The sequence below is a fragment of the Rhodococcus gannanensis genome (genome assembly GCF_042681175.1).
GTDB lineage: Bacteria > Actinomycetota > Actinomycetes > Mycobacteriales > Mycobacteriaceae > Rhodococcus_G > Rhodococcus_G gannanensis.
On the sequence record NZ_JBHUFB010000008.1, the window covers coordinates 116,150 to 139,516 of the forward strand.

The following is a 23,367-nucleotide window of genomic DNA, read 5'->3' on the forward strand; positions in this document are numbered from 1 at the left end:
GGCATGGCAACGGCCTCGGACGACAGCACCCCCGCGCGCCGCAGAATCCTGGTCGCGGCGCGCACCCTCTTCACCACCACCGGATACGCGTCCACCACGATCAAGGCGATCGCCGTGGAAGCCGGAGTGGCGGTGCAGACCGTCTACTTCGTGTTCGGCAACAAGCGCAGCATTCTCTCGGCGCTGCTCGACGTGTCGATCGCCGGCGACGACGACCCGGTGCCCACCCTCGAGCGGCAGTGGGTGGCCGACGCGATCGCGGCCCCGGAACCTCTGGAGCAGTTGCGCATTCATGTGCACGCATCGCGGCAGGTGCTCGACCGGGTCGGTCCCGTGCTGCTTGCCGTGCGGGCTGCCGCGGGAGCCGACGCGGAGGTCGCGCAACTCTGGGCGGCCACCTGTGCGCACCACGAAACGGTGCTGCGTCACCTGATGGCCGCGCTCGCCGCGAAGGTGGACGCACTGGACGTGGAGCGGTGCGTCGACATCGGGCTGGTCCTTCTCGGCCCCGAGTCGCACGACCTGTTGCTCCACGAACGTGGCTGGGCCGCAGAGGACTATGAGCGGTGGGTGGTGGAGGCTCTCGCGGTCGCTGCCGGCGTTCCCGGCTGAGACCACCGGCTCGGCACACGCGACAAGGGCTCGACGCCTGGTTGCCCGAGCTCGGTCGATGTGGGACCCGACGACGAAGGTCCCTGCGGCACAGTGCCGCACGGACCTTCGCCGGTGACGAACCGGGTGTCAGCTGCCGAGGTAGCTGGCGAAGACGACGCCCCAGTTGATGTTGTTGATGACGGAGTCGATCACGCCGGCGGCGATGAGGTCGACGCTGCCCAGCGGTCCCATGTAGAGCGGTTCGAGGGAGCCCATGTGGTGCCTCCAGGGGTAGGGCGACGCCGCATGGCGTCGCGGGGGTGGGGACGACCCGGGGGAGGGTCGGGGGTGGCGCCGCTCAGGTTCTGGTCACCCGGGGCGCCCGATGTCGGTCGGGCTCAGCTCTGCGACAGGCCGGCAATGACGCCGAAGAGGTACTCGAGCTGGGTGAGAGCCTGGCTCTGCGACAGGAGGTCGGCAACCGATCCCATGGTGTTCTCCTCACATACTGCTGCCGCTCCACGCAAACACGTTGAGCGGCAGTCGTTTACAGAGTTCTTGAAAGGTGAATCAAGAACTTAGGTGATGCTAACACCTCGGCCGCTCGTGTGGGGACGCTACGTCTCCGCCCGCTATCCGAGCAGCTCGCGGATGTCCTCTGCCGACAGCGACGAGCTGAACGCGCCACCCTCGTCGACGACCGACGAGAACAGTTCGGACTTGCGTCCCTTGAGCGTCATCACCTTCTCCTCGATGGTGTCCTTCGCGATGAGCCGGTACACCATGACGTTGCGGGTCTGGCCGATGCGATGGGTGCGGTCCACGGCCTGCGCCTCGGTCGCGGGGTTCCACCAGGGATCGAGCAGGAAGCAGTAGTCGGCCTCGGTGAGGTTGAGTCCGAACCCGCCCGCCTTGAGACTGATCAGGAACACCGGCGCCGAGCCCGACTTGAACTCGTCGAGTACCTGGGCGCGCCCTCGGGTCCGCCCGTCGAGGTACGAGTACGTGACCTCCTCGGCGTCGAGGCGCTGACGCACTCGGTCGAGAAATCCCGTGAACTGGCTGAACACCAACGCGCGGTGCCCGCCCGCGACGACGTCCTCGAGCTGTTCGATCAGCGCGTCGATCTTCGCGGACCCCACCGACCGGTGCGATTCGTCGACCAGCGAGGGGTCGAGGCTGAGCTGCCGCAACACCGTCAGGGACTGCAGGATCGTGAACCGGTTGGAGTCGAGGTCGTCGACGAGTCCGAGGATCTTCTGCCGTTCCCGCTGCAGCCGGGTGTCGTACAGCTTGCGGTGCTGTGGCGACAGTTCCACCTCGAGCACCTGCTCCTGCTTCTCGGGCAGGTCGGCCGCGACCTGCTCCTTGGTGCGGCGCAGCATGAGCGGCCTGATCCGGCGGCGCAACTGCGCGAGCATCTCGCTGTCGCCGGACTTCTCGATGGGGGTGCGGTAGAACTCCTGGAACTTCGTCGGGTGCGGGAACAGTCCCGGCGCCGTGATCGACAGCAGCGACCACAGTTCCATCAGGGTGTTCTCCAACGGCGTGCCCGAGATCGCGATCTTCGTCGGCGCATCGATGCGGCGCATTGCCTGGTACGCCTTCGAGCGGTGGTTCTTGACGAACTGCGCCTCGTCGAGGAGCAGCATCGACCAGCGGTGCGCCTCGTACTCCTCGGAGTCCAGGCGGGCCAGGGTGTACGAGGTGACGACGATGTCCGCTCCCTCGACGGAGTCGCCCAGCGCGGCACCGCGTTTCGCGGCCGTCTCCGACATCGCGACGACCTTCAGGTGCGGCGCGAAGCGCGCCGCCTCCGACGCCCAGTTCGGCACCACGGACGTCGGTGCGACGATCAGCACGGGGGCGTCGTCGCGCACGCTCCCGTCCGGATCCTGCTGCCGCGCATGGCAGATCAACGCGAGTGACTGGACGGTCTTGCCGAGACCCATGTCGTCGGCGAGGATGCCGCCGAGTCGGTTCGTCCACAGGAATGCCAGCCACCGGAACCCCTCGACCTGATAGGGGCGCAGCGTCGCCAGCAGTGACGCGGGCGGCTCCAGATCGGACGTCTCGTGCAGGTCCAGCAGGCCCTGCACCTGCACCCGCCACTGCTCGGCCTGCCGCTCCACCACGCCGAGCGCGGCCAGTTCCTCCCACACGCCGGCCTGGAACCTGCTCAGCCGCAGCTGGTTCGGGTCCTGGTCGTGCATGTCCCTGGCCTCGGTGATGAGGGCCTTGAGGCGTTGCAGTTCCGGTTTGTCGAGGGAGAGGTAGGCGCCGTCGGGCAGCAGCAGGTGCGAATCGCCGGCGCTCAGGGCGGTGAAGACGTCCTTGAACGGCACCGGCCGACCCTCGACCCGGACGTTGATCTCCAGGTCGAACCAGTCGCCGTCGTCCGTCGCGTCGGTGCCGACCCCGATCTGCAGGGACTCGCCCGCGTCGCGATAGTCGGCGGGGCTGCCGCTCACCCGGACCTCGACGTCGTCGCGGCCCTCGAGCAGCGGCAGCAGTTCCCCGGCGAGCCGTGCCGTGTCGAGGCCGTGCAGCGTGACGTGCGGGTACGGGCGCTCGACGCCCTCGCGGCGCAGCCCGTACTGCTCCAGTGGGGCGTCGAGTCCGGCGAGGAGCGCGCGCTCGCCGTCCGGGTCGCGGAACGCCTCGTGCAGCGGGCCGTCGAGCGCCGTCAACCGTTCGGCGCCGTCGATGCGGTAGCCGTACCACCACGTGACGTCGGCGCGGTGATCGGTCGAGAACGAGACGTCGAGGATGAGGCCAGGACCCTCGACCGTCGGCGGGGTGAAGTCGTCGCTCGACGAGCGCACCGCCGCGACGCGCTGCAGTCGCGGAAAGTACTCGGTGGTGAAACGGGCGGTGTCCTCTGGCGGCACCGTGACGGACTGGTTTCCGATCACCAGGTCCTGCATGGTGCGGGGCGCGCGGCCGGTGAGCCGCGCGAGTCGGAACGGCCAGCGCTCGGGATCGGAGCCGCGGGCGTCGGCGGGACGCAGGTACACGACACCGTGCGGGTCGGGGCCGACGAAGCCGAGGACCACGACGGGAATGTCCGAGTCGTCCGTGCGGACCGCCGGCGTCACCTCGAGACCACGGTCGGATCGGGTGAGGTCGACGACCAGTTCGGCGCGGGCGGGCCGCGGCACCGTCCCCAGTTCCTTACGGGCGTGGACGAATTCGATTCCCGCGTCGTGCATCTCGTCGATCAGCGACCACAGGCGTTCCGGTGCGATCGAGGTGAGGTCGATGTCCTTCTCGTTGCCGTACCCGTAGTAGCCGCGCCTGCCCACCTGATAGGTCGACCACAGCTCGGCGAGCAGTAGGACCTGCCTCGGGTCGGACTCGGGCACGTGCCCCAGGCTCGACCACGTCATGTTGTTGTTGACCCAGCCTGTCTTGCCGGGCCGAACCAGCCTCGCCGCGACTCCCCACCGGTCCGAGCGGGGCCCCCGCAGCAGCGACAACTGCACACCCAGCGGTGTGGCGCCGCCCGCGACGTGCTCGCCCGGCAACGCCGAGTCGAGGATCGCCTCCCAGTCGGGGGCGGCATCGGGTTCCTCCAACGCGGATTCGACGAGCACGACCGTCAACGCCACCACGTGCTTGCAGTTCATCCGCACCGGGCACGAGCACTGCCCGTACGTGAACTCGTACTCGTCGCCGAACCGCTGGAAGTTCGCGATGGCCTGATACGACCCCGTGCCCTCGACCGTGCCGATCGCCCGCAGCTCGTCCGGATACCAGTCGATGCCCGCGACCGCTCCGGACCGGGCATACCTGACCCCGCGACCGTACGACGTCTGCCCGACCACCCGCGCCAGCGAGGCGAGGGTGAATTCGGCATGCGGGTCGGAGCTCATAACCTCCGACCGTACCGCGACCGGGATCCCTCCCCGTGCGTGTGGACGGCCCCGCGCGCCTGCGCCGACGGTCTCGCACTCACCCCAGGGTCACCGGATGGAAGTAGAGGGCCGTGTCCGTCTCCTCGATCCGCACGTCGACGGTGTCCCCGACGTGGAGGTGCCTGGCGACATTGATGCGAGTGTTGGAACCGAGCGCGGCCCGCACGGACCGCGCCGGAATCAGACCCTGCCGCCCGTCCGGGGCGATCGCCAGCGCATACCTCCTGCCCGTGCTGGTGATCCGCGCGAACACGGTCACCTCGTCGAGCTCCGGGCCGGCGTCGTTCTCCGGCGCGGTCTGCCGGTCGAGCTCCGCCGCAAGTAGATCCGCCATCGTGTCCACGTTGTCGAGGAGCTCCGCCATCCGGCGGGCCACCTCCTGGTGGAACTCGTTGGGTTTCAGGGCCTTGCCCGGTTTGTACATGTCCTCGTGGGTCAGTTCGCCCCACGCGTCCTGCAGTCGCGTCTTGACCTGCACCTCGACCTTCACCGGCAGGTCGCCCTCGTGCGTCGCGACCTTCACCAGCAGTACCGCGTGATACGCGCGGTAGCCGCTGTCCTTCGGCTCGGTGACGTAATCCCTCGGCGGGTGCGCGAACCGCACCGAACACTGCGGTGACGCGCACGCCTTCTCCAGCTTCTCGGTGAACGCGGTCAGGTCCCGCGGCGTCTTGCACAGCACCTTCACCCCGAGCAGGTCGTGCAGCGCCTCGGCGACCTCCTCCGGCGTCGTCGGCCGGGACATCTGCCCGTTCGCGACGCGGCGCATGATCTTGTCGACGGCGCGCTCCCGGTCCTTGATCCGGGCGGTGTCGGCGTTCAAGCGGTCGCGGTCCTCGTCCTCGAGCACCGAATCGGCGAGCGTGTCGAGGAACGTCTGCGTCGTCACCAGCGCCGCAGCCCACGCCCGTTCCCGCTGGTCGTACAGCTCGTCGACCAGCGTCGCCACCGCGTCCGCCTTCTTCGTCCTTCGCATGGCCCGCCCGGTCGTGCTCAGTTCGGCTCGTCGAACAGCGTCTGCTCACCCGGATCGGAGAACAGCTCACCCTGGCGACCCGGCTGCTTCGGGGCCTGCGGCGGCGTCATCTCGCCGCGCTGCACCTCGACGGCGTCCGGCTCGTCGTCGACGAGCGCGTCGAGCCGGCCACCGAACCGGGTCGCGAAGCGCGGATCCACCGTGCGGGCGAACGCGAACAACTGCTGCAGGGTGTCGATCAGGTGCTGCGGAACGTACGGCGTCGCCAGCACCGCCGCCCACACGTCCACCCGGTCCGCCGTCAGCGTGAACTTCAGGTGCGGCCACCGGCGATTCAGGTCCGCCAGCAGTTCGCTCGCCCGGGTGCGGTCGCTGACGTCGCGGACCAACGGCATCCGCACCTGCACCTCACCGCCGTCGAGGTGCGGGCCGACGAACCCGACGAGTGGTCCGATCGCCACCATGAAGTCGTCGTCCTCGTCCGGATCGTCGTCGCCCGCGGGCTCGTCGAACAGTTCGGACAGGGTCGACGCGACGAGGTCGTACAGGTGCGCGGAATCCCGCGGTGTCACCGCGCGGACCAGGTCCAGGGCGTAGGAGTCGTCATCCTCCGGTTCGAGTGCCTCGACCCACTCCGTGGCCTCGGGGGCGTCGATCCGCAGGAACGTCGGATGGGGAACCGACCACACCTCCCGGAACACGGTCACCGACATCGCCGCCAACTGGTCCGCCCAGTTCGCCGGCTTGTCCACGAAGAAGGCGGGCGAACCCGAATCCGGCTCGTCGTCGGGAGCTCGGGTGGGGCGCTGCCAGCCCAGGTCCACCAGGCGGGCCTCGTCGGCGGCGGTGAGGCGGTAGTGCGGATCGAGGTAGGCGTTGGACGGGACCTCGCAGCGGATCTGCCCGTCACCCCACGCCAGGAACTGCACGCACGGGACGAAGCCGTCGACGCTGGACTCCTCGCCGAGCTCGATCGCCAGCAGGTCGTCCTCGCGCATCACCGCGATCACGTCGGCCAGACGGTCCTGATGAGTGGACCAGGCGCGGTCGACGACGTCGTCGAAACTCTGTGATTCGGTCATGTTCCCCCTTGTCAGTGCTACCCGATCCACCGTGTGACCTCCACGCTAGCGCGCCCGACCGTCAGTGGCGGGGAGCCGAGCGCGTTGATCCCGGGCATGTCCGCCCCGGTGCCGCGGACCAGCCGCTGTGCGGGAAACCGCGCGCGAGAACTTCGCGGGACGACTCGGTGAATCGAACGAGACGGCTCGGTGATGTCGAACGAGCCGGCTCGGCCGTCGGCGGGAGCGACGTCGTCGGAAACCGGGATGGAACCGAACCGGTGGTCCGTGCGTCCAAGAAGGCAACGGCCCAGTGCTCGTGGGCCTCGGACTCGACCCGCGACGACGGGTTCGGGGCCGACGTCGGATCGAGGGGTTTCGCAGATGGGGGCGGAAGATGCCGGAATGGCTTGACGATCTTGGATCGATCCCGGGGAACGTGGTCGACGGGGTGACGAAATTCGTGACGACCAGTCCCACCGAGCTGGTCAAGGGGGCCGTGACCACGGGTGTGAAGGCTGCGATGTCGCTCGTCTCCGACGGGGATGCGGGAACCTTCGGAGGAGGAGGGTCCTCCGGCTTCGGCAGCGGTGGCTCGTTGGCTGCGGACCATTTCGACGGCATGTCACACGAAGCGATCGTCGCCGCGGTCGAGCAGATGGAACCGGGCGTGGTCGACGCGAGCGCGGCGGGTTGGAAGGCGATCAGCGCGACCCTGTCCGAGGGCCTGACGGACTTCAACAAGGCAGTCGAGGGCGAGATCCACGGTGACGGGACCTCCGGGTGGACAGGCAGTGCCGCGGATGCGGCGCTCGGAGCCGCCAAGGGCTATGTCACGGACTCGGAGAACCTGTCGACCGCGGGTCAGGCGATGGCGGGGACGGTGCAGGACGCAGCGGACTCGATCAACCGGGTGAAGGCGCTGATGCCCCCGGCCGTCGAGGTGAATCTCATGGGGACACTGATGAGCGCCGTCGGTATCAAGTCGGCGATGCACGAGCGCGACGAGGCGCGCCAGCAGGCCGTCCAGATCATGAAGGCCGTGTACAAACCCGCCATGCAGGATGCGTACGACGGCGTTCCCGACCTTCCGAAGCCGCCGAAGGTCGTCGCGCCCGAGTCGACGCCGGGCACCGGCGACGGCTCCGGGGGCGGAGGCGGAGGCGGCGGCACCGCGAACCGCCAGCCCGGTGGCACAGGCCAGACCGGTGAGGCGGAGCAGCCGCCGAACGCGGACACTCCCGGTGCCGCGGAACAGGGCGAGAACGCGGCGCCCCCCGACGTGAACGGGCAGCAGATCGGTGGTGCGCAGAACACCGCCGACTCGGGTGGATGGCCCGGTGGGCACCAGAGTGACGCCCAGGTGCGGGCGGCCGGGCTCGGCACCGACGGGACGAGCCCGGCGTACGCGGGCACCGGCTCGGGCGGATCCGGTGGCGGCTACGGAGCCGGGTCACCCGGCTACGGAGGCGGCGGGGCCGGGGGATCCGCCGGGCTCGGCGGTGGTTCCGGGGCCGGAGGGTACGGCGGGTCGGGTTTCGTCCCCGCACCCGGCGCGGTTCCGATCGCCGCGGGTGCTGCCGGCGCGGCCGGTGCCCCGGGTGCCTCGGTCGGTGCGGCGGGTCGACCGGGTACGCCCGGTGCCGGCATGCCGGGCGCCGGTGCGCGCGGCGGCGGGGACGACGACACCGAGCACAACACTCCCGGCTATCTGGTCAACATCGACAACGGCAACGAACTGGTCGGGTCGATCCCGTTGGTGGCGCCGCCCGTCCTCGGGGCGTGACGGCGGTCAGGAGAGGATCGCGCCGGGATTGAGGATCCCGTCCGGGTCGAGGGCGTTCTTGATCTGGCGGGTCAGCGCCATCACGTCCGGTCCGAGCTGATTCGGCAACCAGTCCCGCTTGAGTCGCCCCACACCGTGCTCGCCGGTGATGGTGCCGCCCAACCGGATCGCCAGGTCCATCACCTCACCGAACGCCCGCTGCGCGCGAGCCGTCTCGTCGGCGTCGTCGGGATCGAAGACGATGAGCGGGTGGGTGTTGCCGTCGCCGGCGTGCGCGACGACGCAGATCCGCACCGCGCAGTCCGCGGCGATGGCCTCGACACCGGCGATCAGGATGGGCAGTGCCTGCATCGGCACCCCGACGTCCTCGAGAAGTAGCGATCCGAGCGCCTGCACCGCGGGGAACACGGCGCGGCGGGCCGCGGTGAACGCCTCGCCCTCGTCGGGGTCGTCGGTGGCGAAGACCTCGGTGGCGGAACAGGATTCACATGCCGCGACCATGGCCGCGATCTCCTCCTGGGCGGCGCCGCCGGGCGCGTCGGACTGCGCCAGCAGCAATGCGCGGGCCGACCGGTCCAGGCCCATCCGGAGCGAGTCCTCGACGGCGCCGATCGACGCCTGGTCCATGAACTCGAGCATCGCCGGGCGGAGCGTCCGGGTGATGGCGAGGACCGCCTCCGCCGCCGCGTCGACCGTCGCGAACGAGGCGACCATCGTCGATCGCGGCGGCTGCGCGGGGATCAGCTTCAGCGTGAGTTCCGTGATCACCCCGAGTGTGCCCTCGCTGCCGACGAACAGCTTCGTCAGCGACAGTCCGGCGACGTCCTTGAGGCGTGGCCCACCGAGTCGGACGGCAGACCCGTCCGCGAGCACCACCTGCATGCCGAGCACGTAATCGGTGGTGACGCCGTACTTCACGCAGCAGAGGCCACCGGCGTTGGTGGCGGCGTTCCCGCCGATCGAGCAGATCTCGAACGACGACGGGTCCGGCGGGTACCAGAGGCCGTGCTCGGCGACGGCCTGCTTGACCTCGACGTTCAGCAGTCCCGGCTGGACGACCGCTGTCCGTGTCACCGGGTCGACGGTGATTGCCCGCATCCGCTCGGTGGACAGCACGAGGCCGCCGTCGACGGCCGACGAGCCACCCGAGAGGCCCGATCCGGCGCCGCGCGGCACCACCGGCACCCGGTGCGCCGCGGCCCAGCGCACCACAGCCTGCACGTCCTCGGTGCTCGTGGCGCGCACCACCGCGAGCGGGGTGCCCGCGTCGGGGTCCGCGGCCCAGTCCTGGCGGTAGCCGGCCACGATGTCAGGGTCGGTGACGAGGACGCCGCCGGGGAGTTCCGCGGCGAGGGCGGTGAGATCTGCGGTCATGCGCCCATCATTCGCCCGCGCGCGCCGCACGACCACCACATCGGGTGGATACGGTGAGTCATGCGAACGGTGGGCGTCGACCTCGCAGCGGAACCGGTGCGGACGGCGATCGCGGTCGTCGAGTGGGAGTCGGGGGCGGCGCGCCTGGTCGACGTTCGGCTCGGTGTCACCGACGCCGACATCGTCGGAGCCGTGACACCGGGAGACCGAGTGGGAATCGACGCACCCTTCGGATGGCCCGACGCCTTCGTCGACTTCGTGACCGGGCATCACCGGGGCGATCCGGTGCAGGCGGACCTCGAGACGAGGGCCGGGCGGCAGCCGCTCGTGCGTCGCCGCACCGACCTGTTCGTGCACCGGGAAACCGGCCTCGTCCCGCTCAGTGTGTCCGCCGACCTCCTCGCGCACGTCGCGCTGCGGTGCGCCGGCCTGCTGGGAAAGCTGGCCGCCGCGGGTGTCGACGTCGGGCGGGTGAGCGGCGCGGTCGTCGAAAGCTACCCGGCGGCGGCACTGAAAGGGTGGGGGCTGCCGTGTCGCGGCTACAAGGGCACGGCCAACCGAGCCGTCCTGGCCGAGGCGGTGAGCGCGTTCGAGGCCGCCGCACCGGGATTCCACCTCGGGCGCCATCGCGACCTGTGCGCGGAATCGGACCATGCCTTCGACGCCGTCGTCGCCGCGGTGATCGCCCGTGCCGCAGATCTCGGTCGGACCCGGCTTCCCGACGGTTACGATCTCGGCGCCGCGGAGCGGGAAGGCTGGATCCACCTTCCGACGGTCGGTCCCGCGGAACTCGTCACGGGGTGAGTCAGTTCTCCCGCTCGAGGACGAGGAAGGTGGCGATGCGGTCGATCAGGTCGTACGGGATCGGCTTGTTCAGCGGGAACTTCGCGGTGCCCGGTCCCGACCGGTAGGGGGCGAGGTCCGCGACGAACGCCTCGTCGCCCTCGGGGAGCGGGTACACGCTGACGTGTTTCGCCCAGCCCGCGAAGTGCACGACCGGCTTGCCGTCGACGGTGAGTGTCGGGATCTGGTAGCTGATCTTCTCCGTGGCGCCGGGCACCGCCTCGTGCAGTGTGCGGCGGATCCGGATCAGCACGTCACGGGTCTCGTCCGGGAAGGACGCGATGTACTCGTCCACCGAGTCGAACGTCTCTGCCATGACACCCCTTTCGAGTCTCACAGTGGCGCGAATGCGGTCACCTGCAGCTGGTCCACCCCGGGAAGAACGCAACCGGTCCCGGCGTAGGCGACGAACTTCGCCGCCGAATCGCCGGGTGCGTGGACACGAAGACCGGCCACCGGCGTCGGCCCGCATTCGTGCTCCGGGTAGTTCTCGACCTGTACCGCGCGGACGGTCGCGGTGGCGCGCCCGCCCGGGGCGAGGGTGAAAGGTTCGGCCGCCGAGCCCGTCGATCGTGTCGGGGTCGCGGCCGCACCGATCTCCGTACCGGCCTCGGTGGTGACGTACGAGACGCTGGGGTACGCATGCAGGACGCATGGGCGCGCACCGGTGTTCGTGAACACGAGGGGAAGTGTCACGGAGCCGGCCGAGCCGTCGATCCGGCCGAGGTTCAGCGACAGCTCCTCGCCTGTGCACTGGTCCTTCACGGGGACGGTGGCCGGCACGACCGCAGGCGTCGCCAGGGCGCCCGGTGCCTGATCGGCCGTGATCGTCGGAGGCGCCGGATCGTCGTTCGAGCCGCATCCCGCGAGCACCACGACGGCGGTCAACGCCGCGACCGCTCCGGCCATCGAGCGAACGGTCACCGCGGACCCCGGTGCAGGCACGCTTCGAACAGATCGCGTACCTCGGCGACGTGCTCGTCGAGGGTGGCGACGGTCCAGTCGGTGGTGGGGACCGGCTCGAGGACGTCGACGTGGACCGTGCCGGGATGGGCGACGAAGGAATTGCGCCACATCAGCTCGCCCGCGTCGTGGATGACCACCGGGATCACCGGCACCCCGGACTGCAGCGCAACGTGAAAACCACCCTTCTTGAACCGGCCGAGCCTGGGAGTGGGGGAGCGGGTGCCCTCGGGCGCGATCGCCAGCGAGATTCCCGACTTCAGCTTCTGCACGGCGGGAGCGAGCGCCGCCTTCGCCCGGGAGGTGTCGGCGCGGTCGACGTACGCGACGTCGAGCAGGGCGCCGACGAGCGCGAAGCGGGGGTCGTGGGCCGCCTCCTGCTTCGCGACGCCCGTGACGTTGCGTTTGATGACGGTGCCGAGCACGAGCACGTCGAGGGAGCTCTGGTGGTTGAACATGAACACCGCGGGCCGGTGGGTCCATGCGTTGTCCCGGCCCTGCACGTCGACGGTGATCCCGAGGACGGCGAGCGCGACGTCGGGGCCGACCGTCCCGACCAGGTTGGCGGCGTTCTGTCGGTTTCGGGTGAGCACACCGGCGCCGACCCCGACCGCACTGGCCGTCGCGAGGGCCCCGAGGGCGGTGGCGGTACGGGCGGTGGACAGCACCGTCGGTCCACGTTGCGGGGTGGCAAGGCGGATCAGGGGCCAGCCGGCGCGTTCGGCACGCCGGGTGAGCGCGCGATCCGGATTGAGCGCAACCGGATTGCCGACCGATTCCAGCATCGGCACGTCCTCGTTGCCGTTCGAGTACGCGAAGGCGTCGGCGAGGTCGGCGCCGCGGTCGGCGGCGTACTCGGCGAGGGCCTTCGCCTTCGCCTCCCCCCACAGGGGAGGTGCCGCGAGTCGTCCGGTGAGCATCCCGTCGACGACCTCGGGAGTCGAGCACAGCACGTCCGCGATGTCGAGGTCCTCGGCCACGTACTGCGCCTGGTACGGGGTCGCCGAGGTCGCCATGACCACAGTGTGCCCGGCCCGGCGGTGCGCGGCCACGACGGCACGCGCGTCGCGGTAGATCATGCCGGCGATCTCCTGCCGGAACAGCCGCAGACCCCACTCCCGCAGTTCGTCGTCCTGCCTGCCCGCGAGGGCCTGCACGGCGATGTCCATCAGCGCACCGACGTCGGCGCCCCGGAACTGGGTGTCGATCGCCGCGCCGGTCGTGCGCAGCAGCTCGCCGAGACTGATGTCGAAGCTGCGCAACCGATCCCGGTAGACGACGGACGCCGAATAGCCGGCGATGAGGGTGCCGTCGAGGTCGAAAGCGGCTATCGTCCCGGGGCCGGGTGGCGCATCCGCGATGGCCCGGTACAGATCGGCGAGGGGGGTCATGTGCGGGACCCGTCCGATGCGGCCTCGCCGGGCGGAGGAGGCGGCGCGCCCAACGCGGTGACCCTCTCGTGGGACAGTTCCCGGATGCGCTGGACCCGGGAGACGAGGACGCGCATCTCCTCGGCGAACTCCTCACGGCGGGTGACGACCTCCTCCGCGTGTGCGGAATCGCCGCTGTCGATGTCGATCTCGACGAGTCCACGGTTGCGGGCGAGCGCGAGCGCGGTCCCGAACAGTTCGCTCGAGATGGACTCGCTGCTGGCGATCTGCTGACGTAGACGCCGCTGCTTCGCGACGCCGAGGCACGTCGTCATGAACGCCTTCTCGTCGAAGGTGCGCGAGACGGGGACCTGGACGAGTTGGTCGGCTACAACGGCGTACGCCTCCAGGAACGGTTGCAGCACGCGGTGCGCCAGGTAGGGGCGCACCGACTCCAGCATCTTCTGGGCGTGGAGGGGATCGTCGAGGTCCTTCTCCCAGCCCGGCCGGATGAGCGCCAGTTCGTCGCGCATCTGCTTCTCGAACGTGGCCTTGTCGGGGAAGAAGAACTCGAACTTCAGCACGTCGCGGATGCGCTTGGCGTCCTCCCACCCGGATGTCACCAGGTCGTCGGGGGGATTGTCGACCGCACCCTGGATCACCAGCTCGGCGATCGCCCGGGCGACGAGGAAGTGAATGCTGTTGTTGCGGTAGAACGCTGCGATCAGGTGCTGGTCGGAACCCAGGTAGTAGACCGGCTCGTCACCCTGGTCGAAGGTCTTGAGCACACCCGAGTCGAGGTGCGTCTGGACGGCCTTGCGGATCACCCGCGGATTGGTCAGGTCGACGTCGCCTGCCATCGGGAGGTTGCGGGCGAGGATGTACTCGATCAGCGGGGTGAAGATCTCCTCCAGCTCGTGCACCGTCAGCGCGCGGTCCTCGACGCCGAGGAAGGCGAGCAGGGTCAGCGACGACGCCGTGATCGGAGTGACCTCGTTGATCCGATTGCACACCTCGAAGGCGGCCTTCTGGATGGCGAGGCGCTGATCGGGCTCCTGGGCGAGGGCTTGCGCCAGCGACAGCGGCCTGCCGATCGACACGTGCGCGACGCCGTTGCGTTCGCCCTGGGCCCGGACGTAGCCGACCATCCACCAGAAGCCCTCCTTCTTCTTCACCTCCCCGTGCGCCTCCGCGGCCATCGCCGACACCTCGTACAGCTGGTCGTACGTCAGGGAGACCGGGACGAGGTACACGTCGGAGGCGACCGACGCCTGGAACGCCTGCGCGAGGTAGGTGAGGATCCCGAAACGCGGTGGCCGCAGCTTGCCCGTGCGACCGCGGCCGCCCTCGATGTACCACTCGAGGTTGAACCGCTTGGTGATCAGGTAGCGCATGTACTCGCGCAGCGTCCACTTGTAGACCTCGTCGTCGCCGAACTTGCGGCGGATGAACACGGTGCCACTGCGCTTGCCGATCGGTCCGATCGGCCAGAAGTTGACGTTCAGTCCACCCATCACGTGATTGAGCGGAAGGTCGTTGGCCAGCAACGCCGGCCGCAGGACGAGCGGGTCCAGATAAGACCGATGGCTCGGCAGGAACACCAGCGAGTGCTTGCGGTTGAGCTCACGGAGCTCGTCGAACCTGGCGGCGTCGACGTCGAGGCGGTAGGCGCGGGAGAAGTACCGGCCCAACCGGCCCCACAGCGCGACGGCCCGCCTGCTCTGGGTCGCGACCAGCTCGTGGAGCGATGCGCGGGCATGGTCGTCGACCTCGGTCAGGCTGGTGTTGTGGTCTGCCGCCAGCCGGCGGATGCCCTCGCGGTAGCGGCGACTGTCGGTGATCTCGTCGACCACGAACCGCGACACCTTGTACTGGTCGCCGAGCAGACCCCGTTCGGCCCGCTCCAAAGCGAGCGCAGCCTGGCGACGGATGAACTCCGGTAGCGATCCGCCGCCGCTCTCGGCGAGACGACGCTCGAGATCGCTGAGCGGCGCGGGCTCGCCCTCGATCACGCGGCAGCGCGTCGGGTCGTTGCGGAGAAGTCGCCGCTGCGCGCCACGGCCGGGATGCAACGGGTCACGCGGCGACATCGCCTCGCGCAGTCGGATGGTGCCCGGCTCGTTCGGATTCCGCGGCAGCCACACCACACGCACGGGGGTGAGCAGAGGATCGTCCCGCCGCCGCGTCAGGTCGAGCAACGTCTGGTCGGTGATGGTGACCGCGGTCGCGGGGACGGCGGCATCGCTGAGCTGTTCGCCGAGCCAGGTGTGCAACACGCCCGACTCGGTCTCGGTCATCGCCTCGGTCAGGTACACCCGAGGTCGCGTCGAGTTCGTCATGCCACTCCCATCCTCACCGGCACTCACCGTGTCTCTCCGGACTCGCCGAGTGCCACCACTTCGTCGAGACCTTCCTGCAGGCAGTCCATGAAGAGCTTCGGCTCGGTCACAGCGGCGGTGTCGAGGTTGACTCCGATGCAGCAGACCCCGGCGTGCGAGACCAGGGTGGCCATCACGGCGCAGCCGGGCGCCGGGCCGAACGGGAACATCCGCTCGATGCGGGCGCCGGCGAGGTAGACGGGCACAGGAACGCCTGCGACGTTGCTGGCCTGCAGGTCGAGTGCGGTGGACTGCGACAGGTACCAGGTGGCGAGCAGCCAGGTCGGCAGCCGGGACAGGACCGGCGCCGCCAGGTCCAGCGCGTCGATCGCGGGTTCCTCCCGGAGCCCGAGGACGATCGACCGCACCTTGGCGATGCGCGTGACGGGATCGGTCTCGGTGGCAGGTCCGACGAACCGCACCGCGGCGAACCGGTTTCCGCCCGACGGGTCGGAGGCGGTGCGCAGGTTCACCGGCATGCCCATCGGCACGGGGGAGGGGGACTGTCCGAGCGCACGCTGGTAGCGGGCGAAGCCACCGAGCAGTGCCGCGACGTAGGCGTCGTTGACGGAGCCACCCGCCGCCCGTGCCGCCTGCTTGATCTCCGGCAAACCCACTTCGAGGACCCCGAACCAGCGACCCATGCCGCGGTTGCGGAGCAACGGAGAGCCGTCCTCGGGAGGCGGGGTGACGATGCGGCGCAGCGAGTTCGCGTAACCGAACACGTCGCCTGCCGTCCCCAGCGGATCGGTGACGGCGGCCGCGGCGGTGCGGACCGCACCCTCGACGAGTCCCTTGATCCGGCTGGGGGTGCGGCGAAGCTGCGTGGCCACCTCCTCGCCGAGGGCGGTGACGGTGTTCAGCTTCTCCGGTGGTGCAGGCAGGCGGTCGGGCTTGTCGGGGGTCGGCTCACGGCGCCTGCTGTGCAGAAGCGTCATCAGCCCGATGCCGCCCATGCCGTCGGTCATGCTGTGGTGGGTCTTGACCACGTACACGGCGCGGCCGTCGGGGAGCCCCTCGATCAGCATCGCGGTCCAGGGAGGTCGGGCCTTGTCGAACGGCTCACACGCGAGGTGCCGGCAGATCCGCAGGGCATGATCGAAGGTCGCCGGTTCGGGAAGGCGGATCCGCCGCAGGTGGTAGTCGAGGTCGAACTCGGGATCGACGGACCACACCGGGTTGCCCAGTCCGAAGACCGGTTCCACGGCCCGCATCCGGATCCGCGGGACGATGTGCGACGCCCACTCGTGCGCCCGCACCAGTCGCTCCCAGTCGGGGGATTCGTCGAGGAGGTCGACGGCGACGATCGGCGATCGGAGCCGCGGCTGCGCCTCCTCCATCCGCCACATTCCCGCTTCGAGGTCGGACATGGTGCGGTCCCATCCCGCTGCCACACCCGAGAGGTCGAAGTCCACCGCGCTCGGAGGGATCAGCGGTTGGCCGTCGCCCATGTCGTACTCCCAACGGTTGTCGACTCGCGGTTGCGCAGTGCGGCGTGCCCACCGGAATCCAGTCGACGGACACCACCCTCAGTCTGTACCCGTGAGGTGTCGTCCGGGGCGGATTCCGGGACCCCGGACGTGTCTGCGGTCGCGGATGGTGACAGGAGAATCGCGACTCGGCAGGTGTTCGACTGTATCCGGCATGTGTGGTGTAAAACACAGTCCGGTTAACCCGTTGTTTCTTTTGTAGCTATACAAACGACGCGCTGACCGCGCTAGATTGCCTCAATCGCTCGGCAGTGGCATGTCGTTACAGCCCGGGTGTGTTGCGTGCCGGCCGGTTGGCCGGGACTCGGTGTCACCGCGCTCGGTTGCGCGGAGTGTGTGAATGGAGTTACCCATGGCCGTATCGAGTGCAGTCGACGGGATCGTGCGAGCAATCTTCGCCTACGAGTTCGACGATCAGGACACAGTCGACACGAATGCCGTCGATGCGATCAGGATGGGCGAGATCGACGACTGGCTGCGGGCCGTCGCGGATTCGGGACTGCTCTCCAACGACGCGGTTCGCGATCTCGAGTCGGCCTGGCGGATCGACCCGGAACTCCTGGTCGAGGCGTTGCTGGACGGCGTGGACGAGGTCACCGCGCGGCGTGTCCGGGCGAACCGGGTGCCCGCCGCGATCGATGCCAACGCGGCATTCGTCGGCTGAGCTCGAACACCGTTCTCCCCACGGGTCACATCAGTCACATTGGCCCCTCTGTTACCAGATTGTGGCTGTTCGCCCTCGCCAGGGCAGGTGATTGCAGCTAGGTTTGGCTGCAATCGTTCGACGGCGCCGAAGCGTTACACCGGCCCCGAAAGTTCACCTGGCGAAGGGAACGGCCGCATGAGCAATCTGGCAAGTCCGACCAGAGAGTTGATCGGCGCGGTCCTGTCGTGCGAGTGGGACGGCGGTGAGGTCGACGTCTACGCCATCGACCAGGTGCGCGACGGCGAACTGAACACCTGGCGGGACGCGCTCTCGGACAGCGGACTCTTCACCGACGACGCGCTCACACGCATCGTCGACGCGTGGCGTGGCGACCCTGAGATTCTCGTGGACGCGCTGCTCGCGGGCGCCGACGAGATGTCACGCAGGCGGCTCAAGGCCCCTCGCCGTCTTTCCCTTCTTCCCGCGCTGACCAGTTCGTACACCGGTATCGGCCGCTGAGACCGGAGCCCGTTGTCACGACGGTTCGTCGATCACCACGACCTGGTCGTCGGCCAGAGTCCGGTGCGGGGTACCCGCCCGCCGGTAGCCCTCGGCGATCCGGTCGATGAGCTCGACTTCCTCCGGGGGATAACCCGGCGAGCGGTGGTGCGGCACGATCGCGAAGTCGATCAGGCCCAGGCCGTCCCAGATCGCCTCCCGCCCGCACACCGTCCGTACCTCGGCCGGGTCGTCGGCGAGTTCGAGTCCCCGCAGGCTCGGCGACAGTACACATGCGCCTGCGCTGTACCCGGCGTAGACGAGCGCGTCCGTCCGAAGCAGTTCCGTCAACACCGCGTCGCCGCCGCACGCGGCGAGCTGTGCGCGCAGCACGAACGTGTTCCCGCCGCGCACCCACACCGCCCCGAACTCCGACAGCCGCTCGCGCAGCCTGTCCGGCGCTCCCGCGTACTCGCGTAGATCCACCTCGGAGGCGTCGAAGCCGAGGCGCCGCAGCGGAACCAGATCCGACACGACCGCGGAGTCCCGGGCCGTCCCCCACGCATCGGCTGCGTTCGCGATCACCGCGATGCGCGCAGCGTCGCCGACGAGCCGCACGAAGCGATCGCGGTGCGCACCGAACCGGTACGACGCGAGAAACAGTCGCATGCCGTCAGATCGTGAACGCCAGGTTCGTGACGATCTGGATGCCGAGCTCCTCGTGGCCTGAGATCGTCACCTCGTCCATCCGGTCGACGGGCGAGACGCGTCCGCCGCACAGACGGGTGAACAGGCGGGAATCCATCGCCACCGTCGTCGTCGCGGGGCCGGGCAGCTCGTCGACCAGTGCGGCGCGTCCCTCGACCGCCACGTGGATCTCCCGAGCCAACGGGCCCGACAGAGCGAATGTCACCGACGTGCCCTGAGGTGCGCGGCCCTTCTTGCCGACCGCGAACGGAACGCCCCCGACGAGTTCCGCGAAGGCGTACTCGCCGCGGACACCACCCTCGTCGCCGGGGACCCCGATCGCGTCGCGGATGTCGTGCTCGTGGAACCAGCAGTCGAACAGTCGGGTGCGCATGAAGCGGCCGTAGCTGTCGGGGCCGACCGGTGTCATTGCCGGCGCGTCGAAATCGGTCTGTGTCATTGTCCGCAGCACGTCGGCGCGCTGCGTGGTGATTGCGAGGAAGTGGTCGCGGATCTGCTCGGGCGCATGATCGCGCAGCCCGTGGATCCAGCGCTCGTTGAACGCGCCGATGGGATTGTGGACGTGCGGGGAGTCGGGGACGTCGCCTTCCTCGACCGGCGGATCGATGCCCGCGAGCATCGACTCCGTTCCGATCAGGTGCGCCACCACGTCCTGCACGGACCATCCGGGAAGGGGAGACGGCGTCGACCACTGGTCCGGTGTCAGCTCGTCGAGCAGGAAGCCGATCGTCTGCCACTCGCCGATCAGGGCGTCGACGAGCGGTTCCTTCTCCAGCAGGGTCGGGGTCTTCGCGTCACTCACCCGGCCAACTCTAGGGGCGGCGTGGTCGCGGCGTCGGAAGTCGGGGGATACCGGCGTGGCTACAGACCGCAACGGGGGCAGGGGCGGTCCGGGCCGTCCGGAAGGAACGCGCCGCACTCCGGGCACACCCGATCGAGCCAGCACGCCGGGTCCCCGCCCGGAGCGTCGTCGCGGTCCGTCACAGGTTCTCGTCCAGGAACTCCGCGAGGACCTCCGCGTGACTGTGCGCGACGTCGCGGGTCGCCGTCAGCAGAACGAGCGCGTGCCCCTGCGACAGCTCGCGGACACGATCGACGGCCGCCCGGCCCGCGTCGGACTCGAGCTCGGCCCGGTACCGGGCCCGGAACTCGCGGAAGTGCGAGGTGTCGTGGCTGTACCAGCGGCGGAGTTCGGTGGACGGTGCGAGGTCCTTGACCCAGTCGTCGTAGTGGAAGGAGTCCTTGCGGACCCCACGCGGCCAGAGCCGGTCGACGAAGACGCGGACCGCGCCCGCCTCGGGCTCGGGGTGGTCGTACACGCGCTCGACCGTCACCCGCGCCGATGCGGAAATACGTCCGCCGCCCGGCGCCGGCCTGCCCACTGGGTGCCTTTCGGTCATCGTCGACCTCCCGCGTGCCGTGCCCGGATCGGGCACAGGCGAGTTGTGCCGCCCGGTGTCGGGCGGTGCCCGTGCAGCCAAGTGTAGGGAGTGTCGCCGGGTCGCGACGGCCACACAGCCGACTTGTGACAGTTCCCCAGCGCGGGTTGTGGGAGCTCGCGTCCCGGCAGGGTGGCCTGTGAGGTTCGGTCCCGTGTCGTTCAAAGGTCCAGGTCACGGCAGCAAGCCGAAAATCAGGTGTGATATGGCGCACATTCTTGTCGCTTTGTCCAGGGGATCCCTGTTTACGGATTCGATTCAGTTACCGAAAGACGGGACAGCTGATTCCTACGTCACCGTAAGTGTGGCTAGCATTTGGCCATCCTCATGCCGCCGAGCACACGCCGCTCGTCGCATCTGGGCCTTCCACCCCTCTCGGCCCGCCCTCCATCCATCGCAGGAAGCAGTCACATTGGATACATCGAAGAGCACGCCGCAAGCGCGCCCGACGGTCGGCGTCGTTCGAGAGACGAACGACGGCGAACGGCGTGTGGCGCTGGTACCGAAGGTCGTCACGACCCTTATCGGCAAGGGACTCGAAGTCATCGTCGAACCCGGAGCCGGACTCGGCGCGCTGATCCCGGACGAGTTGTACAAGGAAGCCGGTGCCACCATCGGCGACCCGTGGTCGGCTGATCTGGTCGTCAAGGTCGCGCCGCCGTCGGATGCGGAGATCGCGAAGCTGAAGTCGGGGTCGACGCTGATCGGGTTCCTCGCCCCCCGCAACGCCGACAACAAGATCGCCGCGCTGAAGGCCGCCGGTGTGCAGGCACTCGCCGTCGAGGCGATCCCGCGCATCTCCCGCGCCCAGGTGATGGACGCGCTGTCCTCGCAGGCCAACGTCGCCGGCTACAAGGCCGTCGTCGTCGCCGCGTCGGAGTCCACCCGCTACTTCCCGATGCTGACCACCGCGGCAGGCACCGTGAAGCCCGCGACCGTCCTGGTCCTCGGTGTCGGTGTCGCCGGCCTGCAGGCCCTCGCGACCGCGAAGCGTCTCGGTGGCCGCACCACCGGCTACGACGTGCGTCCGGAGGTCGCCGACCAGGTGCGTTCCGTCGGCGCGCAGTGGCTCGACCTCGGCATCGACGCCGCCGGTGAGGGTGGCTACGCGCGTGAGCTCACCGACGACGAGCGGGCGCAGCAGCAGCAGGCGCTCGAGAACGCCATCAAGGGCTTCGACGTCGTGATCACCACCGCGCTGGTTCCGGGTCGTCCCGCACCGCGTCTGGTGACCGCCGCCGCCGTCGAGGGCATGAAGCCCGGCAGCGTCGTCGTCGACCTCGCCGGCGAGACCGGAGGCAACTGCGAGCTGACCGAGCCGGGTCAGACCGTCGTCAAGCACGGCGTCACGATCTGCTCGCCGCTCAACCTGCCCGCGACCATGCCCGAGCACGCGTCCGAGCTGTACTCGAAGAACCTGCAGGCCGTCATCGAGCTGATGCTCGACGACAACGGCGCCCTCGCACCTGATTTCGGCGACGAGATCCTGGCCGCCGCCTGCGTCACCCGTGAGGAGGCGAGCGCCTGATGTACAACGAACTGCTCGCGAACATCGCGATCCTGGTCCTGGCCGGGTTCGTCGGATTCGCCGTCATCTCCAAGGTCCCGAACACGCTGCACACGCCGCTGATGTCGGGAACCAACGCCATCCACGGCATCGTCGTGCTCGGCGCGCTGGTCGTGCTCGGCCACCTGCCCGGCGACGCACCCTGGTCGATCAAGATCATCCTGTTCGTCGCCCTGGTCTTCGGCACCCTGAACGTCGTCGGCGGCTTCGTGGTCACCGACCGCATGCTGGCGATGTTCAAGCCCAAGAAGGATGTCCCTGCCGTGAAGAAGGAGGCTGACGCCTGATGGGGTACCTCGTCACCATCCTGTACATCGTCGCGTTCTCGATGTTCATCTACGGTCTCTCGGGTCTGACCGGCCCGAAGACCGCGGTGCGCGGCAACTACATCGCCGCGGTCGGCATGCTCGTCGCGGTCGTGGCGGTGCTGATCGACATCCGTGAGACCGACAACTGGATCCTCATCGCCGCCGGCCTGATCGTCGGTGTCGTGCTCGGTGTGCCGCCGGCGCTGCGCACCAAGATGACCGCGATGCCGCAGCTGGTCGCGCTGTTCAACGGCGTCGGCGGTGGCACCGTCGCGCTCATCGCGTGGGCCGAGTTCCTCAACTCCGACGGCTTCACTGCGGTCGAGGCGGTGCCCTCGGCACCGTTCATCATCGGTTCGCTGTTCGCGGCGATCATCGGCTCGGTCTCGTTCTGGGGCTCGCTGGTCGCGTTCGCGAAGCTGCAGGAACTGCTGAACAAGAACGTGGAGAAGGTCTTCGTCTCCAACGCCAAGGCGTTCCAGGTCGCGAACATGGCGTTGGCGCTGATCTCCATCGGTCTCGCCGTCTTCATCGGCATCAATGCCGACGGCGACCCGCAGTCGTCGCTGCTGATCGTCGGGCTGCTCGTGGCGGCCGGTGTGATGGGTCTGTTCGTGGTCCTGCCGATCGGCGGCGCCGACATGCCCGTCGTCATCTCGCTGCTCAACGCGCTGACCGGTCTATCCGCCGCGGCGGCGGGTCTGGCGCTGAACAACCAGGCGATGATCGTCGCCGGCATGATCGTCGGCGCGTCCGGCACCATCCTGACCAACCTCATGGCGAAGGCGATGAACCGGTCCATCCCGGCGATCATCTTCGGCTCGTTCGGTGGCGACGACGGTGCGGCCGGTGGCGGCGGCGCGGCCGGCGGCACGGTCAAGGCCACGTCCGCGTCCGACGCGGCGATCCAGATGGCGTACGCGAACCAGGTCATCGTCGTGCCCGGTTACGGTCTCGCTGTCGCGCAGGCGCAGCACGTCGTCAAGGAGATGGCGAACCTGCTCGAGGAGAAGGGCGTCGAGGTCAAGTACGCGATCCACCCGGTCGCCGGCCGTATGCCCGGGCACATGAACGTTCTGCTCGCCGAGGCCGACGTCGAGTACGACGCGATGAAGGAGATGGACGACATCAACGGTGAGTTCTCGCGCACCGACGTCACCATCGTCATCGGCGCCAACGACGTCACCAACCCGGCGGCGCGTCAGGACTCGAGCTCGCCGATCTACGGCATGCCGATCCTCAACGTCGACCAGTCGAAGTCCGTCATCGTGCTCAAGCGGTCCATGTCGTCCGGTTACGCCGGCATCGACAACCCGCTGTTCACCGCGGACCAGACGTCGATGCTGTTCGGCGACGCCAAGAAGATGGTCGGTGCGGTCACCGAGGAGCTCAAGGCTCTCTGACCCTCTCCACCACCATTGGCTGAAGGTGGCGTTCGTGCGGTCTGTC

General features: G+C 69.1%; 21 protein-coding genes. 8 read left to right on the forward strand and 13 right to left on the reverse strand.

Going from position 1 to position 23,367, the window contains the following annotated elements:
* The first annotated feature begins 3 nt into the window (after positions 1 to 3).
* Positions 4 to 612: a TetR/AcrR family transcriptional regulator gene (locus tag ACFSJG_RS06310; RefSeq protein ID WP_378484362.1), complete on the forward strand. Its 609-nt coding sequence runs from the start codon at positions 4 to 6 to the stop codon at positions 610 to 612.
* A 129-nt stretch (positions 613 to 741) separates the two neighbouring features.
* Here ACFSJG_RS06310 and ACFSJG_RS06315 read toward each other — a convergent pair whose 3' ends face one another.
* The 4 genes from ACFSJG_RS06315 to ACFSJG_RS06330 all read right to left on the reverse strand — a co-directional run bounded on the left by ACFSJG_RS06315 (position 742) and on the right by ACFSJG_RS06330 (position 6,569).
* Entirely contained in the window at positions 742 to 870 is a 129-nt protein-coding gene (locus ACFSJG_RS06315; RefSeq protein WP_378484363.1) for a hypothetical protein, read from the reverse strand.
* Positions 871 to 1,226: 356 nt separating this feature from the next.
* Entirely contained in the window at positions 1,227 to 4,469 is a 3,243-nt protein-coding gene (locus ACFSJG_RS06320) for a DEAD/DEAH box helicase (RefSeq protein WP_378484364.1), read from the reverse strand.
* 79 nt (positions 4,470 to 4,548) lie between these two features.
* Positions 4,549 to 5,487 carry a GTP pyrophosphokinase gene (locus ACFSJG_RS06325; RefSeq protein WP_378484365.1) on the reverse strand — a complete coding sequence of 313 codons (939 nt, stop codon included), beginning with the start codon at positions 5,485 to 5,487 and terminating at the stop codon, positions 4,549 to 4,551.
* 17 nt (positions 5,488 to 5,504) lie between these two features.
* Positions 5,505 to 6,569 carry a TY-Chap domain-containing protein gene (locus tag ACFSJG_RS06330; RefSeq protein WP_378484366.1) on the reverse strand — a complete coding sequence of 355 codons (1,065 nt, stop codon included), beginning with the start codon at positions 6,567 to 6,569 and terminating at the stop codon, positions 5,505 to 5,507.
* A 442-nt stretch (positions 6,570 to 7,011) separates the two neighbouring features.
* Here ACFSJG_RS06330 and ACFSJG_RS06335 point away from each other — a divergent pair, with 442 nt between their 5' ends.
* Positions 7,012 to 8,334: a hypothetical protein gene (locus ACFSJG_RS06335; protein WP_378484367.1), complete on the forward strand. Its 1,323-nt coding sequence runs from the start codon at positions 7,012 to 7,014 to the stop codon at positions 8,332 to 8,334.
* Between the two features lie 6 nt (positions 8,335 to 8,340).
* Here ACFSJG_RS06335 and ACFSJG_RS06340 read toward each other — a convergent pair whose 3' ends face one another.
* Positions 8,341 to 9,708 carry an FAD-binding oxidoreductase gene (locus ACFSJG_RS06340; RefSeq protein ID WP_378484368.1) on the reverse strand — a complete coding sequence of 456 codons (1,368 nt, stop codon included), beginning with the start codon at positions 9,706 to 9,708 and terminating at the stop codon, positions 8,341 to 8,343.
* 60 nt (positions 9,709 to 9,768) lie between these two features.
* Between ACFSJG_RS06340 and ACFSJG_RS06345 the strand changes: the two genes are divergently transcribed.
* Positions 9,769 to 10,512 (forward strand): DUF429 domain-containing protein, encoded by a 744-nt coding sequence (locus ACFSJG_RS06345; RefSeq protein WP_378484369.1) that lies wholly within the window; start codon positions 9,769 to 9,771, stop codon positions 10,510 to 10,512.
* 1 nt (position 10,513) lies between these two features.
* On the opposite strand, the gene ACFSJG_RS06350 is transcribed toward ACFSJG_RS06345, so the two are convergent.
* The 5 genes from ACFSJG_RS06350 to ACFSJG_RS06370 are packed head-to-tail and all read right to left on the reverse strand — an operon-like array spanning position 10,514 to position 16,713.
* On the reverse strand, positions 10,514 to 10,867 hold the full coding sequence (locus ACFSJG_RS06350; protein WP_378484370.1) for an iron chaperone: 354 nt from the start codon (positions 10,865 to 10,867) through the stop codon (positions 10,514 to 10,516).
* 17 nt (positions 10,868 to 10,884) lie between these two features.
* Positions 10,885 to 11,460, reverse strand: coding sequence for a DUF4232 domain-containing protein (locus tag ACFSJG_RS06355; RefSeq protein ID WP_378484371.1), 576 nt, complete (start codon positions 11,458 to 11,460; stop codon positions 10,885 to 10,887).
* Positions 11,461 to 11,471: 11 nt separating this feature from the next.
* Positions 11,472 to 12,905 carry an HAD-IB family hydrolase gene (locus tag ACFSJG_RS06360; RefSeq protein ID WP_378484372.1) on the reverse strand — a complete coding sequence of 478 codons (1,434 nt, stop codon included), beginning with the start codon at positions 12,903 to 12,905 and terminating at the stop codon, positions 11,472 to 11,474.
* The gene (locus ACFSJG_RS06365) at positions 12,902 to 15,223 is read right to left on the reverse strand and encodes a glycerol-3-phosphate 1-O-acyltransferase (RefSeq protein WP_378484373.1); all 2,322 of its coding nucleotides are present in this window, start codon (positions 15,221 to 15,223) and stop codon (positions 12,902 to 12,904) included. The genes ACFSJG_RS06360 and ACFSJG_RS06365 overlap by 4 nt, the downstream gene beginning before the upstream one ends.
* 23 nt (positions 15,224 to 15,246) lie before the next feature.
* The gene (locus tag ACFSJG_RS06370) at positions 15,247 to 16,713 is read right to left on the reverse strand and encodes a wax ester/triacylglycerol synthase domain-containing protein (protein ID WP_378484374.1); all 1,467 of its coding nucleotides are present in this window, start codon (positions 16,711 to 16,713) and stop codon (positions 15,247 to 15,249) included.
* Positions 16,714 to 17,104: 391 nt separating this feature from the next.
* On the opposite strand from ACFSJG_RS06370, the gene ACFSJG_RS06375 reads away from it, so the two are divergent.
* On the forward strand, positions 17,105 to 17,416 hold the full coding sequence (locus ACFSJG_RS06375) for a hypothetical protein (RefSeq protein WP_378484375.1): 312 nt from the start codon (positions 17,105 to 17,107) through the stop codon (positions 17,414 to 17,416).
* Between the two features lie 177 nt (positions 17,417 to 17,593).
* Positions 17,594 to 17,917, forward strand: coding sequence for a hypothetical protein (locus tag ACFSJG_RS06380; protein ID WP_378484376.1), 324 nt, complete (start codon positions 17,594 to 17,596; stop codon positions 17,915 to 17,917).
* 15 nt (positions 17,918 to 17,932) lie between these two features.
* Here ACFSJG_RS06380 and ACFSJG_RS06385 read toward each other — a convergent pair whose 3' ends face one another.
* The 3 genes from ACFSJG_RS06385 to ACFSJG_RS06395 all read right to left on the reverse strand — a co-directional run bounded on the left by ACFSJG_RS06385 (position 17,933) and on the right by ACFSJG_RS06395 (position 20,004).
* Positions 17,933 to 18,565, reverse strand: coding sequence for a Type 1 glutamine amidotransferase-like domain-containing protein (locus ACFSJG_RS06385; protein WP_378484377.1), 633 nt, complete (start codon positions 18,563 to 18,565; stop codon positions 17,933 to 17,935).
* A gap of 4 nt (positions 18,566 to 18,569) precedes the next feature.
* A complete protein-coding gene (locus ACFSJG_RS06390) occupies positions 18,570 to 19,406 on the reverse strand; it encodes a maleylpyruvate isomerase family mycothiol-dependent enzyme (protein WP_378484378.1) in 837 nt (278 codons plus the stop codon).
* A 178-nt stretch (positions 19,407 to 19,584) separates the two neighbouring features.
* Positions 19,585 to 20,004, reverse strand: coding sequence for a DUF488 domain-containing protein (locus ACFSJG_RS06395; RefSeq protein WP_378484379.1), 420 nt, complete (start codon positions 20,002 to 20,004; stop codon positions 19,585 to 19,587).
* Between the two features lie 451 nt (positions 20,005 to 20,455).
* Here ACFSJG_RS06395 and ACFSJG_RS06400 point away from each other — a divergent pair, with 451 nt between their 5' ends.
* Genes ACFSJG_RS06400 through ACFSJG_RS06410 form a run of 3 tightly spaced genes read left to right on the forward strand, consistent with a single transcriptional unit; the run spans position 20,456 to position 23,321 of the window.
* Positions 20,456 to 21,571, forward strand: a complete 1,116-nt coding sequence (locus tag ACFSJG_RS06400; RefSeq protein WP_378484380.1) for a Re/Si-specific NAD(P)(+) transhydrogenase subunit alpha — start codon at positions 20,456 to 20,458, stop codon at positions 21,569 to 21,571.
* Positions 21,571 to 21,897, forward strand: coding sequence for an NAD(P) transhydrogenase subunit alpha part 2 (locus ACFSJG_RS06405; protein WP_007530291.1), 327 nt, complete (start codon positions 21,571 to 21,573; stop codon positions 21,895 to 21,897). Before ACFSJG_RS06400 ends, ACFSJG_RS06405 begins: the two co-directional genes overlap by 1 nt.
* Complete coding sequence (locus ACFSJG_RS06410; RefSeq protein WP_007530289.1) at positions 21,897 to 23,321, forward strand: NAD(P)(+) transhydrogenase (Re/Si-specific) subunit beta; 1,425 nt, start codon at positions 21,897 to 21,899, stop codon at positions 23,319 to 23,321. Before ACFSJG_RS06405 ends, ACFSJG_RS06410 begins: the two co-directional genes overlap by 1 nt.
* Positions 23,322 to 23,367: the final 46 nt, after the last annotated feature.

Coding starts and splice junctions, on each gene's coding strand:
- ACFSJG_RS06330 (WP_378484366.1), bottom strand. CDS start 6,569: ATGACCGAATCACAGAGTTTCGACGACGTCGTCGACCGCGCCTGGTCC.
- ACFSJG_RS06315 (WP_378484363.1), bottom strand. CDS start 870: ATGGGCTCCCTCGAACCGCTCTACATGGGACCGCTGGGCAGCGTCGAC.
- ACFSJG_RS06410 (WP_007530289.1), top strand. CDS start 21,897: ATGGGGTACCTCGTCACCATCCTGTACATCGTCGCGTTCTCGATGTTC.
- ACFSJG_RS06380 (WP_378484376.1), top strand. CDS start 17,594: ATGAGCAATCTGGCAAGTCCGACCAGAGAGTTGATCGGCGCGGTCCTG.
- ACFSJG_RS06320 (WP_378484364.1), bottom strand. CDS start 4,469: ATGAGCTCCGACCCGCATGCCGAATTCACCCTCGCCTCGCTGGCGCGG.
- ACFSJG_RS06370 (WP_378484374.1), bottom strand. CDS start 16,713: ATGGGCGACGGCCAACCGCTGATCCCTCCGAGCGCGGTGGACTTCGAC.
- ACFSJG_RS06355 (WP_378484371.1), bottom strand. CDS start 11,460: ATGGCCGGAGCGGTCGCGGCGTTGACCGCCGTCGTGGTGCTCGCGGGA.
- ACFSJG_RS06325 (WP_378484365.1), bottom strand. CDS start 5,487: ATGCGAAGGACGAAGAAGGCGGACGCGGTGGCGACGCTGGTCGACGAG.
- ACFSJG_RS06405 (WP_007530291.1), top strand. CDS start 21,571: ATGTACAACGAACTGCTCGCGAACATCGCGATCCTGGTCCTGGCCGGG.
- ACFSJG_RS06310 (WP_378484362.1), top strand. CDS start 4: ATGGCAACGGCCTCGGACGACAGCACCCCCGCGCGCCGCAGAATCCTG.
- ACFSJG_RS06365 (WP_378484373.1), bottom strand. CDS start 15,223: ATGACGAACTCGACGCGACCTCGGGTGTACCTGACCGAGGCGATGACC.
- ACFSJG_RS06375 (WP_378484375.1), top strand. CDS start 17,105: ATGGCCGTATCGAGTGCAGTCGACGGGATCGTGCGAGCAATCTTCGCC.
- ACFSJG_RS06395 (WP_378484379.1), bottom strand. CDS start 20,004: ATGACCGAAAGGCACCCAGTGGGCAGGCCGGCGCCGGGCGGCGGACGT.
- ACFSJG_RS06350 (WP_378484370.1), bottom strand. CDS start 10,867: ATGGCAGAGACGTTCGACTCGGTGGACGAGTACATCGCGTCCTTCCCG.
- ACFSJG_RS06340 (WP_378484368.1), bottom strand. CDS start 9,708: ATGACCGCAGATCTCACCGCCCTCGCCGCGGAACTCCCCGGCGGCGTC.
- ACFSJG_RS06385 (WP_378484377.1), bottom strand. CDS start 18,565: ATGCGACTGTTTCTCGCGTCGTACCGGTTCGGTGCGCACCGCGATCGC.
- ACFSJG_RS06345 (WP_378484369.1), top strand. CDS start 9,769: ATGCGAACGGTGGGCGTCGACCTCGCAGCGGAACCGGTGCGGACGGCG.
- ACFSJG_RS06360 (WP_378484372.1), bottom strand. CDS start 12,905: ATGACCCCCCTCGCCGATCTGTACCGGGCCATCGCGGATGCGCCACCC.